The sequence below is a fragment of the uncultured Eubacterium sp. genome, from assembly GCF_934295145.1.
Classification (GTDB): Bacteria; Bacillota; Clostridia; order Lachnospirales; family Lachnospiraceae; genus Eubacterium_I.
Genome location: NZ_CAKRAS010000015.1, coordinates 1 through 13468, shown reverse-complemented (window position 1 = coordinate 13468; position 13468 = coordinate 1). Strand labels below are relative to the sequence as shown.

The window sequence follows — 13468 nt, the reverse complement described above, 5'->3', positions numbered from 1 at the left end:
ATATCTATAACTGATACTATCTTTTTAATAAAAAACAGCTATTTATGAGGTGAAACATTATGAAACAAATTATATTAGGATCCACCGGCATCCAGACACCACAAAATGCCTTTGGTGCATTACCAATCCAGCGTGTATCCACGGAAGAGGCAGTCAAAATCCTGCACCGCGCTTACGAAGGCGGCATGACATTTTTTGACACTGCCCGTGCCTACAGCGACAGCGAAGAAAAAATGGGAGAAGCGTTCGGACACATGCGCAATAAAATTTATATTGCCACCAAAACAGCCGCAACGACTCCGGATGAATTCTGGCGTCAGTTAGAAACATCCCTGCACTTACTCAAAACCGATTATCTTGATCTGTACCAGTTCCACTGTGTCAACCAGTGTTACCGCCCGGAAGACGGAACCGGAATGTATGAATGTATGCTGAAAGCAAAAGAACAGGGTATGATCCGCCACATCGGTGTCACTGCACACAAGATCGGTATCGCAGAAGAATGTGTCGCTTCCGGTCTGTACGAAACCATGCAGTTCCCGTTCAGCTATCTTTCCTCTGCACAGGAACTGAAGCTGGTAGAAGCCTGTTCCAGACAAAATATGGGCTTTATTGCCATGAAAGGACTGGCTGGAGGGCTGATCCACAACTCCAAGGCTGCCATGGCTTACATGACACAGTTTGACAATGTTCTGCCAATCTGGGGAATTCAGAAAATGACCGAGCTGGAAGAGTGGCTTTCTTATATGGAACATACACCTTCCATGGATGAGGAAATCTCCGCTTATATCGAAAAAGAAAAACAGGAGCTGACCGGTGATTTCTGCCGCGGCTGCGGTTACTGTATGCCATGTCCGGCAGGCATCATGATCAACCAGTGTGCAAGAATGTCACTGATGCTGCGTCGTGCTCCGAGTGCAGGATGGCTGACTCCGAAGATGCAGGAAGAGATGAAGAAAATTGAAAACTGCCTGGAATGCGGTCAGTGTATGAAGAAATGTCCGTATGAGTTGAATACACCGGAACTTCTGAAAAAGAACTACGAAGACTACAAAAAGGTATTATCCGGAGAAGTTTCCGTCAACTAATGTATCTTTACATAAATGCAAAAAATCGGAGAACTTCTCCGATTTTTTTGCATTTATACAGAATTTTTATTCCGCATTTAATTTTTCTGCATATTCTTTTGCTGTATTCTGCACCAGCTCATAATCATCAGAAACACCTGCGATTTCAGCAGCCTGCTCATACTGGGAAATGGTTGTTTCTGTCTTTACATCAATCAGTTTTTCCAGCTCATCACCTTCAATATAAGTTAATGTACAAGCATCTGAAAGCTCTTTTTCGTAAGCCGGAAGCAGCTCATTCTCATAGCGGTCTTTCATCCAAGAAATCGTCTCTGCGTAAGCTTCTGTGAAAATCTTCTGCTGATCTTCGGATAATTTCTGCCAGGAAGCCTCATTCATCATGCAGATTCCTGTACCGCCGGTTGCCGGAAGAACCAGACAGCTTTCTCCTGTCTCATACAATTTCATGGAAGATACAGCAGAAATACCAGCTGCGAAACAATCCACAACGCCTCTGGAAAGGGACTCATATGCATCTGCAGTTTCGCAGGTAACTACATTTAATCCCATTGCCTCATATACCGCTGCACCCTGCGCCGGAATACCAAAGGCACGTCCTTTTAAATCTTCCATAGAGGATGCCTCGGAACGGCATACAATTACATTATAATCACCAATATTATATCCAAACGGATGCACACCGGCAGCTTCTGCCTCTGCCTGTAACAACGGTGAAGTTGTCTCATCTTCATTTGCAATATAATTGAAAACATCCACACCTTTTGATGCAGTGGTTCCATTTGCACCAATCTGCCATAACGGCATTACCTGTGATGCGATTCCCTGCATCGGAGAAGCCATATCAACAGCGCCCTGCTGCAGATAGGAAAATTCTTCCGGCAATGTATACAATGTTCCGCCATAATAACGCTCAAACTGAATATCGCCGTTTGTCTTTTCTTCGATCAGCTGACACATGTGTTCCAGTGAATCACACAAAATGGATCCTTCATTAAATGTAGATCCTACTTTTAATACCAGTGAAGCATCGGATTTATTGTAAGATGCCCCCTCTTCATTCTCCGCAGAAGTGGCGTTTGCATTTGCACTGTTATTTCCACTGTCCCCCGTTGTCGTTCCACATCCGACCATTGCGCCAAGCATAGATACACATACTGCTCCTGCTAATAACTTTTTTACTAAACTAATTTTCCGGCTCATTGTTTTCTCCTTTTTATGTTTTATTAACGTGAACCGCAAATTTTTTCAGATTGAATTTTTTATAAATCATCTTCTACACAATAATATCTACATATCATCTGATATAATTTCTGTGCAGATTTGCTTAAAACCTGACCTTCCCGTCTGATCAGCCCCGTTGGGATGATGCATTCCGGACTGATGATATTTACTTTATGCGCAATATCATTTCCATTCATATATTGTCCGGTCAGACTCTGCTGTTTCTCATCTCCGAAGAAATAATCCATGACAAATGCCGCACCAATTCCTTTACTCAGTGCCTGAAATGTCATTTCCGGATTGCTCTGGTAAATATGAGGAGTAAAATTGGCCTGTCTGCACCAGGAAATGATCGCATTTCTCTCATCGGAACTGGATGCCTGAATAAAAAACAGTTCATTTTTCAATTCCTCCAGTCGAATCTCATGAATATCATTTACCGCCAGCACATGCTCTTTTCCAACCGCCAGACACATTTCCGTTTCTGTCAACGGTTTCCACACGAATCCCGGTGCTTCCGGTGCTTTATGGCTTATGGCAAAATCAATCTCATGGTTCATAATTGCCTGCTCACTTTCCAGAGTGCCCATCACAAGCTGATTAAATATAATTTCTGGATTTTCTTTCATATACAGATTGAAAATACCGGAAACGAGACGATCTGCTGGGATTGCCACCCGCACATTTCGCTCTGCTTCTTCCATAAGCATTTTTATTTCTTCTTTGCATTTTTTCTGCTGATCCAGTACAGATTCTGCAAAACGGTACATAATTTCCCCCGCTTCGTTGAGGATCAATTTATTACTGTATCGTTCAAACAGCGGATATCCCACTTCATTTTCCAGACGCGCGATCACTTTGCTCAAGCCGGAAGATGAAATATAAGACTCATTCGCCGCTTTTGAAATATTTTGTGTTTCTGCAACGAGTTTAAAATATTCCAGATGTAAAAGATTCATTCTGTTTTGCCCCTCATCCTGCGTTTTCTTTTATTGTACCACAAGCAGCATTCAATCTAAAAAATATTTGCCCCAAACTTTATTTATCGACTACTTCTAAATGAATTTTTCCTCTGTAAGTACCCGGTTTCGCAGATACAGTCTCTCCGTCCACTGTCATGACCAGTGTTTTTCCTTCTGGTGCTGTAAGCTCAGAAGTCTCATCAATATGAATACCTGTGATCCAGCACTCACCCGGAACTGTCCAGACGGTATTGTTATTCAGATGAACGATCACACCGTTATTTACCGGTTCTTTGACGGTATTGGTTACCACACCGATCTCATAATAGTTATAAGATGTGAGAACCGGAGATGCATGGCGTCCGATACTTGCAGAGATCAGACCGCTGCAATCTACATGATCTAATACAACATCCAGATTCTTTGCGCCCTGAAGATCTGCGCCAAATCCATGATGTTTTGGTCCTTCTGGTGGCTGCCACGGCATCTCAAACTGCGGGCATCTCTGATTTACATATAAATTGGTACTGCAGTTGAAAATGTTATCGCGGATTTCCATATCAGAAAATGTAACCATGACATCTTCTGTCGGATCTGCCTCGGTAATGTCGCGGCCTTCCATTGGAATATCATCTTCTCCCAGCGGATCTTCGTAATAACCATCTGCATTTGGCTGCTCATCATTATCCATAACCTGCAGCAATACCCCGTTCTGCGGATAAAACTCACTGTCTTTAATGTTGATATAGGAACTGGATCCTTTGATACAGATACCTGCTTTTTCTGTATGGAATACACATTTATCCACAATATCAAGTGTTCCCTGATAGTTACGATATACAATGACACCGATTCTCGCATTGACTTTTGTATGATTTTTAAATACACCACTTGCTTCATTACTTGCCATGATCATCGCATATGTAATATCGGAAAAATCACAATTGTCAAACGTATCAATCGTATTTCCGATAGAAAATGCACCGTAGGCACTCTCTCCTGTCTTATAAATCACAGAATCTTTTACATTCATCCGGACATTCTGTGGCATATCAATGGAAAGTACGCCCCATCCCTGTGATTTACAGATACAATTTTCAATATTGACCGTTGCGCGGTCTGTAAAGAATGTTGCACGGCATGTTCCAAGTGTTCCCAACACCCATGCGTTGGAATACGCACTTCCCAGACCAATATGCTGCTTATAGCCAATTGGCATTTCATCTGTGGTTTCCGCAAAAATCGTACTGTGACGCATGGTCAGTTCCGCATCATCTCCGGCGTAAACTGTACCTCTGACTACACCTTTTGTGTGAATATCGCAGTCCTCGATCAGGACTTTTGCCTGGTCTCTGGCCATAATTCCAAAGCCCATTCCCATAAAGTCATTTGATCCATTTCCAAGAAAATCTATCTTCGTATTTGTAATCTTATACTCGCTGTTACCATCCACGATAATTCCGTTAAAATCCGGATCATTCGCTTTGATCTCTACTTTATCGGCAAGTGTCTCTCCGACACTTCCTTTCTGAATACCGTCCAGTACCGATGTCTGATCCACGATCTTATTATCTGTAATGTGTGCTGCAACACGATATGTATACTCTTTATTATTGTCAAATACAAACGGACGGACAATTGCATCTCTGACGCAAAGCTGAATGTCTCCTTCATACTCTCCCGGTAAAATCCGCTCCGGGTGGCCATTCAGCAGCATTGTCACCGTTTTCCCCTCCGGTGCTGTAACATGACACTTTGGATAAATTCTCAGATAATCTAATTTTGTATCATTTACAACAACCCAATCTTTTTCTTTCACAACCATTGACTGCATTGTTTTTCCTCCTTCTCACTTGATCAATTTGTCTTATCATGACCCGGCCAGGTTTTCGATAAACTGATTAAAGCATATTTGTGTATCGGCGAACAGAAACAAAATGTCTCTATGCTTCCCACTTTTTGTCATAGTAACTGACGGCCATTTTCCTATGACATTTTGTCCGATGCAGTCTGACTCTTTGTCTGTGTACAACCCGTTTTATTCAATGGTATTGTGATTACATCAAATCTCGCGAGTATTTCGTTTTTAAAACAAAAAACTGATAAGAAAGGATTTTTACTATGAAAAAATTTGAAAGCTACAAAGATATTCCACAGGATGTTATTGAAGAACTTCTGGCGCCTGGATATGGTCCTATGGAGTTTGGCGATGTGATGCTGGAAGACGGAACTGTCTACTCATCCACCTATGCACGTTTTCCATATGCAAAAGGATATATGATCGACTGGTGGTTCAGTTCCTATTTAAGAAACACAGATCATTATCAATTCTGGAGTCCGGATCACGGTACCTTTGAATGGGCGGACAATAAAAAACCGGGAACAACCATCGGAGGCACCCACATCAGCAAAGAGACCTTCGGAACCGAAACCATCCCTATGGCTATTTCTTTTTATGATTATACGGATCTGGTTGATGCGGACCGCGTCAAAGCCGCCAACATTTCATGCTTCCTGGTTGCAGAAGTACGTCTGCAGGAAACCGGTCAGTTATTAAGCTGTTTCCTTCACGTTGCCCGTGATACCTACTATGGCTGCGAACTCAGAAACCGCTTCTGGGCACCTGGCGATACCCGGGAACATACCCGCGCCATGAACCTGCACAATGTGGAAGAAATGGGCAGCCTTGCCGAATTTTTACCGGGATTATATCTGAGAGAACATAAATGAACCAGCTGATTAGAAAGGAGCGTTCTTATGTTTTATAAACTGGACAAAAAACTCACAAAAATATTTGGAAAAATTTCTATTTTATCCGGTATTTTTATGATCATTATTTCATTCCTGGCAACAGCCAATGTATTGACTTCCAAACTTTTCAAATGGTCCATTCCTGCCGCAAATGACTGGGTAACCTACCTTTTTCTTGCCGCAGTTTACTGTTCCATTGTATACGTCAGACTGGACACCGGACTGATCGCGGTTGATCTGTTAAGTTCACACTATCCGCCTGTAGTGAAAAACATTCTGTCTATTGTTGCCGATGGCTGCGGAATTGCTATTTTTGGTGCAATTTTCCGTTACTCCATCCCTTTATTACAGCAGAATTTCAAATACCATGCCATGTCCTCCACTGCAAACGGAGCATTCCCGCTGTGGCCATTTAACCTGATTATTATTATTTTTACATTATTAATGATGCTTGCAATGATCTGGTGTATTTTACGTGTATTTGTAAACGGCATCACCAGAGAAATACCAAAAGATGTTACAACAGCTGATGGTTTATTATCAGAGGAAGGAGAACCATTATGACAAGTACAGCCATTTTCGGTCTTGCCTGTTTTGGCATTATGATCGCACTGATTATTCTCGGTGTACCAATTGCAATTTCCATGTTTGTTATTTCCGTCGTTGGTTTCTACATCACCGGTGGAATCAGCATGCTGGGCACTCAGTTATCCAATGGTATCTTTTCTTTGTCGGCTTCCTACACCTTTGCTGTCGTTCCATTGTTTATGATCGTCGGTGTACTGGCCGGAGAAACCGGTATTGCTTCGGGTGCTTATAATGGTGCCCGTGCCTGGGTTGGCAAATACCGCGGTGGTCTTCTCTATACAACCGTTGTTTCCAACGCATTATTCGGTGCCTGCTCCGGAATCTCCGTTGCATCTAATGCTGTATTCTGTAAAATTGCCGCACCGGAATTAAGAAAAGCAAAATATGATGACTCACTTTCCCTCGGATGTATTTCAGCAGCAGGAAGTTTGTCCTCCCTGATTCCACCAAGTATTCCGATCATCACGGTCTGCATCTTATCCAATTTATCCATTGGAACGGCCCTGATCTGTGGAACAGCTGCCGGAATCATCACCATGCTGATCATGATGTTTATTATCAAAGGAACTCAGCTGATCCGTCCAAATAAAGTTCCTGAACCAACGGAAGAAGACCGTAACATTACCATTCAGGACAAGATCAAAAGTTTAAAACTACTGGTTCCGATCCTGGCCTTATTTGCCCTGATCGTTGGAGGCTCCTTCTTTGGATGGTTCTCCGCCACAGTAGGCGGCGCAGTTGCATCTGTTGCCATTATTATTTACGCACTTATTCGACGTATGCCAATCAAGCAATTAATCCATGCAGTATGCGAAAGTGCTTCCCAGTTTGCAGGTATTTACCTGATGATCATGGCCGGCTCCCTGTTCAGTAGATTTATTACAACCACTGGCCTTGCAAACCAGCTTGCAAATTTAATTTCCGGTCTGCATATGGCACCGATCTTTATTTTCCTGATTGTCATTGTATTTTACCTGTTCTGCGGATGCTTTATTGCAGTTATGCCGATCATCATCATTACTGTACCGGTTTTATTACCATTACTTCAGAACCTTGGATTTAACCCGTATGCAATGGCAATCTGTCTGGTACTTTTATGCGAACTCGGAAATATTACCCCGCCAGTTGGTAACTCCGTATTTACCACTGCGATTATAACCGGGGAAAATCCAATGAAGATTTTCAAAGGTGTCACACCATTCTTTATTGCAGAATTAGCAGCCTGCGTACTTTTTGGTATGGTACCGGTCATCATTACATTTATTCCTAACTTACTGGGAATGTAACAAAAAAGGAAGGTAAAATATGTCAACAATTTATCAACAGGTTCAACCTGTATGCCCTATTGTTTTCGGCGTTGACACATTAGCAGAATTGCCAGGCTACATTCGAAGTTATCATGGCACTCGCGTCTTTTGCGTCTGTGATCAGGGCATTCGAAACACAAATATTATCACATCCCTTACGGATACACTGGAAAAACAGAACATCTTCTACACTATTTTTGATGGTGTAGTTCCGGATGCTCCGGATGATGTTATAAATGCGGCTGCAAAACTGGCCCGCGAAAGTCACTCTGACCTGGTTATCGGTATTGGTGGTGGAAGCAGCATGGATACCGCCAAAGCAATTTCCGTATTGCTGGATAATCCAGGTACAATTTCTGATTACTATGCCAGAAATGCTTCTGAGTTTTCCTCACGGATTCCCCTGATCCTGCTCCCAACCTCCTCTGGAACAGGAAGTGAAGTAACCGGTTTATGCGTCATCCATGATACTGCTTCCCATGCCAAGATTCCTGTTTACAGAAGTGCGAATCTGGCCATTGTTGATCCTATGCTGACGGTCAGTGCACCCCCGGCTGTCACTGCCGCTTCCGCATTTGACGCCATGTCCCACGCACTGGAAGCCTACACCTCAAAATATCACACAGAAAAAGTTGATACACTGGCTTTGCAAGCCATTCAACTGATCGCGAAAAATATACTTATTGCCTACGTGGATGGAAATAATATCACTGCCCGTGAAAATCTGGCATTTGCAAGCAACATTGCAGGTATCGCATTTAACGAGGTCAGCGTACACATTGGACATGCCATTGCACATGAATTCGGTTTGCAGTTTCATCTGTCACATGGTGTTGCCTGCGCCCTGACCCTTACAACAGTACTTCATGATATATTTTCCATAGATTCTAATCGTGGTATTGCTGTTGCACAACTGTTTGGTTATGATCCTTCCACACATGCACAGCAGCCGGAAGAATATTTACAGGATAAAATTCATAACCTTCTTCGTGATACAGGGATCCAGTCGTTAAATGCACGCGGCATAACACTTGAACAGGCCCTCGGCTGTGCCACTGGAGCTATCAACAATAATGGATTTCTGGATGCAAGTCCTGTACCTGTTACTCAGGAACATATGGAAAACGCCATCCGTTTCCTATATGAAAGTTATTGTTAATTGTCTTATCTGACATAACTTTAAGAAAAATATCAGGAGATAGAAAATCATGAATCAGATTGAACGCCTTATAAAAGAAAGAAGAAGTATAAGAAGATATAAACCAGATATGATTGCAGCGGAAGATTTACAGGCAATTGTAAGAGCCGGAATCTGGGCTCCGAATGCAATGAATGAGCAGTTGTGGCATTTTACCGTAGTCAGCAATGCAAATACAATTGAACAAATGAATAAAGCCACTATTGCCGGAATAGAAAAGTCAGGAATTTCATTTTTACAGAATAAGATAACACAACCTGAATATCATACATTTTATCATGCACCAACAGTTATTGTGATTTCCGCAAAGGAAGAAAAATTTACAGCTTTTGATTGTGGTGCTGCTGCGGAAAATATTGCATTGGCAGCTTATGGGAAAAATATCGGAAGCTGTATTATAGGCTCTGCGGAATTCATGTTTTCTGAAAATCCGGAAATGCATACAGTGCTGAAAATACCTGAGAATTATCACTTTGTATGTGCCATTTCCCTTGGTTACTGTGAAAAAACAACGGCTGTTTCTGAAAGAAATGAAGATGTAATTGATTATATTACATAACGAATACCAACACTTTTCTGAATGCCGTCAATTCAGATACAGAAATAAATCACAAAACAAATCCATAATCAGGAAACGCCCGTTCCATCAACTTTCGGTTCTGGCGTTTCTTTTACTTTGCTATTTTCGTACGTTGAAGTGTTATACTTTAACGTGTTGACGCTTATGTATAAACATGATATACTGACTAAATCATCAAAAATTGTCATTCTATACATTTGATATCGTTTGATATTTTATATAACTTGATGGATAGGTAATTTTTTATTATTTAGGGGGATTGTTTAACATGACAACAATTATTGAACTTGTGTACAACTTTTTATGGGGTGATCTGGTCACTCTTCCATTACCCGGCGGCGGGACATTAGGTCTTCCGCTTCTGGTTATTTTACTGATTCCAACCGGAATCTACTTTACCATTCGCACAAAATTCCTGCCGATCCGCCTTTTTCCGGATATGGTTCGTGCCTTAAATGAAAAAAAAGACAAACGCGGCGGTCTGTCTTCGTTTCAGACACTGATCGTCTCCACGGCTACCCGCGTCGGCATGGGTAATCTCGTAGGTGTTGTAGCAGCTATCTCAGCAGGAGGCGCCGGTGCTGTATTCTGGATGTGGATCACCGCACTGCTTGGTTCTTCTACTGCTTTTATTGAAGGTACCCTGGCACAGCTTCACAAAGAAAAAGATCCGCTCTACGGTGGATACCATGGCGGACCTGCTTATTATATGCATCATTTTTTTGCCAAAAGAAAAGACGGCACTTATCGCAAATACTCCGTACTTGCTGTACTTTTTGCAATTTCCGGTCTTATCTGCTGGTGCGGAATCAGTCAGGTAATCAGCAATTCGGTTACCTCTGCCTTTGAAAATGCATTTTCCATCCCGCCGCTGGCAACGACTATCATCCTTGTTGTTCTTGCTGCAATTATTGTACTTCGGAAAAATGCAACTGTAAAAGTTTTGGACATCATGGTTCCGATCATGGCATGTGCATACTTTATTTTTACTGTTATTATCATTCTTACACACCTCGGACAGATGCCGGACGTTTTTGCACGTATTTTCCAGGAAGCATTTGGTTTCCGCCAGGTTGCAGCCGGCGGCTTCGGTGCTGTATTAATGAATGGTGTAAAACGAGGACTGTTTTCCAATGAAGCCGGTTCCGGTTCTGCTCCGTGTGCGGCAGCTGCTGCAAAAAGCGATGACGCTGTTAAAATTGGTCTGGTACAGTCACTGGGCGTATTTATTGATACCATTGTGATTTGTACCTGTACTGCAATGATCCTGCTTCTCGTACCACAGGAACTCACCAACGGACTTGTCGGCATGGATTTGCTGCAGACTGCTATGCAGTACCACCTTGGAACATTTGGAACGATCTTTATTGCAGCTACTCTGGCAATGTTCAGTTTTTCCACCTTCATCGGAATTCTGTTCTATGCCCGCTCTAACGTAGCCTACCTGTTCGGAAATAAGTGGTGTTACCAGACTGCCTACAAAATCGTGGCTCTTGTAATGCTCTTCATCGGAGGACTTGCAGCCTACACCACAGTATGGGATCTTGGTGACGTAGGTGTTGGCCTTATGACCATCTTCAATCTGATTGCACTCTACCCGATGGGAGGACAGGCACTGAAAGCCCTGAAAAAAGCAGGAAAATAATGTGAGTTTTTTATATAAAGGAACTGACGGAAAGAATCGAATGCAGACACGAACAATTTTCTATCTTCGCTGCGCCGCCTATCTCCGCCTCCTCTCGCGAACTCGCCCACAGCAAAATCAGCTGTCGGCTCAGACACACTTACGGAGGCGGGCTATGCTCGCTCCGATAACGAAAATTGCTCTACCGTCTTGCATTCGATTCTTTCCTCTCAGTTCCAATTTACATAAAAATATTCAATCGGCATTCTTCTGCGGCGGCTCATTAACTGACACTGCGGCAGTCCATATTCTGATATTGAAAAAGAGGTTTAAATTTTATCAAAGCGAACGTCTTAGTTCGCGTGATACAATTTAAACCTCTTTTTCTTTCACGACCTAAATCCCTGCCGCTTCACTACCTACATGCCACCGCTCAAAAAGTCCAAAACCCTATTTCGCATTGGCCGGCTCTACATTAATGCTCTTTCCTTTGATCTTGGCATTTTTCATTGCTTTCAATACAGCTGCTCCATACTCTCTCGGAACTTCTACAAATGTATAGCTGTCAAACATATCAATAGCTCCTACCAGATCACCCGGCATTCCGGATTCTCCGGCAACTGCTCCAAGGATATCTCCCGGACGCACGCGCTGTTTTTTGCCAATATTGATAAAGAGACGAACCATGCCATCTTCTGCACCGGTATCAGAGAAATCGAAATTATCCTGTTTCACACCTTCGCGCTCTGCTTTTCCAAGTGCCTGATATAAAAAGGCTGCTGCCAGATCCATTGCTGTATAATCACCGTTATTGATCTGAGATTCGATCATATTTACCATCTTGGTCAGATCTTCATTTTCGATGATCTGGTCTAACTGATCCATAATTTTTTCGCATTTAGCTTCCTCTACGTCACGCATGGACGGAATCGGCTGTGCATAGATCTTGGTCTTGCAATAACGCATGATTTCTTTTAACTTGTAAACTTCTTTTCCTTTTACAAAAGAAAATGCTCTACCCGTTCTGCCTGCGCGGCCGGTACGACCGATACGATGAACATAGTACTCGTCATCCTGCGGCAGATCGTAGTTAAATACTGCCTCCACGTCATCGACATCAATACCGCGGGCAGCCACATCTGTTGCCACCAGAATCTCTGTCTTGCCATTACGGAAGTTACGCATCACGCGGTCACGCTGCTGCTGCTTCATATCACCATGCAGACCTTCTGCAAAATAACCGCGGTTCTGCAGTTCGTTTGCCAGTTCATCTACCATATGTTTTGTATTACAGAATACAAGGGAAAGCTTCGGATCATAAACATCCAGAAGTCTTGTCAAAATATCAAGTTTGTCTTTTCTTCTTACATCATAGTAATACTGCTCGATATTTTTCACCGTCAGCTCTTTTTTTACAACTTTAATGGTCAGGGCATCTTTCTGATACTGTTTTGTAATCTCCATGATCTCTTTCGGCATCGTTGCGGAAAAAAGAACGGTCTGACGATCTTCCGGAAGATACTTCAATACTTCTTCGATATCCTCACGGAATCCCATATTTAGCATTTCATCTGCTTCATCCAGAATGATCGTATGGATGAAATCACAGCGGATGGTTTTTCTTCTTAAATGGTCCATCACACGGCCCGGAGTACCAACGATGATCTGTACGCCGCCTTTCAAAGAACGGATCTGTTTTCCAATCTCCTGTCCGCCGTAGATTGGAAGAATCTTAATACCATGCATGTATTTTGCCAGGTTGTGTAACTCATTAGATACCTGGATTGCAAGCTCACGGGTCGGGCATAAGATCAGTGCCTGGGGCTTCTTCAGTTTTGGATCCACTTTGTGAAGCAGCGGAATACCGAAAGATGCCGTTTTTCCTGTTCCTGTCTGCGCCTGTCCAATGACATCTCTGCCACTCATAACAGCCGGAATAGACTGTGCCTGGATCGGAGTTGCCTCCTCAAATCCCATTTCTTTGATTGCCCGCAGAATCTGCGGATTTAAATCTAAATCTTCAAATAAAACTGTACTCATATAGTTCCTTTCCAAATAAAAAGTTGTTATTCAGAGTCTATTACCTTCATTCTATTTGCTTCGAATCTGTACAAATATGATTTTTAACACGATTCTCAAAGATATTCTA

Annotated in this window: 11 protein-coding genes; 7 read left to right on the top strand and 4 right to left on the bottom strand. The window is 42.6% G+C overall.

The features are described from left to right. Positions 1-59: 59 nt before the first annotated feature. A complete protein-coding gene (locus tag Q0I54_RS04555; RefSeq protein ID WP_296116818.1) occupies positions 60-1088 on the top strand; it encodes an aldo/keto reductase in 1029 nt (342 codons plus the stop codon). A gap of 66 nt (positions 1089-1154) precedes the next feature. Here the strand turns inward: Q0I54_RS04555 and Q0I54_RS04550 are convergent, their stop codons facing one another. The 3 genes from Q0I54_RS04550 to Q0I54_RS04540 form a co-directional block, all read right to left on the bottom strand. Then, a complete protein-coding gene (locus Q0I54_RS04550; protein ID WP_296116817.1) occupies positions 1155-2288 on the bottom strand; it encodes a TRAP transporter substrate-binding protein in 1134 nt (377 codons plus the stop codon). Between the two features lie 59 nt (positions 2289-2347). Next, the gene (locus Q0I54_RS04545; RefSeq protein WP_296116814.1) at positions 2348-3268 is read right to left on the bottom strand and encodes a LysR family transcriptional regulator; all 921 of its coding nucleotides are present in this window, start codon (positions 3266-3268) and stop codon (positions 2348-2350) included. Between the two features lie 79 nt (positions 3269-3347). After that, complete coding sequence (locus tag Q0I54_RS04540; RefSeq protein ID WP_296116812.1) at positions 3348-5105, bottom strand: right-handed parallel beta-helix repeat-containing protein; 1758 nt, start codon at positions 5103-5105, stop codon at positions 3348-3350. A gap of 287 nt (positions 5106-5392) precedes the next feature. Here Q0I54_RS04540 and Q0I54_RS04535 point away from each other — a divergent pair, with 287 nt between their 5' ends. The 6 genes from Q0I54_RS04535 to Q0I54_RS04510 all read left to right on the top strand — a co-directional run bounded on the left by Q0I54_RS04535 (position 5393) and on the right by Q0I54_RS04510 (position 11340). Further along, the gene (locus Q0I54_RS04535; protein ID WP_288620344.1) at positions 5393-6001 is read left to right on the top strand and encodes a DAPG hydrolase family protein; all 609 of its coding nucleotides are present in this window, start codon (positions 5393-5395) and stop codon (positions 5999-6001) included. 27 nt (positions 6002-6028) lie between these two features. Continuing rightward, positions 6029-6586 carry a TRAP transporter small permease gene (locus Q0I54_RS04530; protein WP_296116810.1) on the top strand — a complete coding sequence of 186 codons (558 nt, stop codon included), beginning with the start codon at positions 6029-6031 and terminating at the stop codon, positions 6584-6586. Continuing rightward, the gene (locus Q0I54_RS04525; RefSeq protein ID WP_296116808.1) at positions 6583-7896 is read left to right on the top strand and encodes a TRAP transporter large permease; all 1314 of its coding nucleotides are present in this window, start codon (positions 6583-6585) and stop codon (positions 7894-7896) included. Before Q0I54_RS04530 ends, Q0I54_RS04525 begins: the two co-directional genes overlap by 4 nt. A 19-nt stretch (positions 7897-7915) precedes the next feature. Beyond that, positions 7916-9076: an iron-containing alcohol dehydrogenase gene (locus tag Q0I54_RS04520; protein WP_296116806.1), complete on the top strand. Its 1161-nt coding sequence runs from the start codon at positions 7916-7918 to the stop codon at positions 9074-9076. Between the two features lie 49 nt (positions 9077-9125). Beyond that, entirely contained in the window at positions 9126-9674 is a 549-nt protein-coding gene (locus tag Q0I54_RS04515) for a nitroreductase family protein (protein ID WP_296116805.1), read from the top strand. A gap of 289 nt (positions 9675-9963) precedes the next feature. Then, positions 9964-11340 carry an alanine/glycine:cation symporter family protein gene (locus Q0I54_RS04510; protein ID WP_296116803.1) on the top strand — a complete coding sequence of 459 codons (1377 nt, stop codon included), beginning with the start codon at positions 9964-9966 and terminating at the stop codon, positions 11338-11340. A 429-nt stretch (positions 11341-11769) separates the two neighbouring features. Here Q0I54_RS04510 and Q0I54_RS04505 read toward each other — a convergent pair whose 3' ends face one another. Next, positions 11770-13359, bottom strand: coding sequence for a DEAD/DEAH box helicase (locus Q0I54_RS04505; protein WP_296116801.1), 1590 nt, complete (start codon positions 13357-13359; stop codon positions 11770-11772). Between the last annotated feature and the right edge of the window lie 109 nt (positions 13360-13468).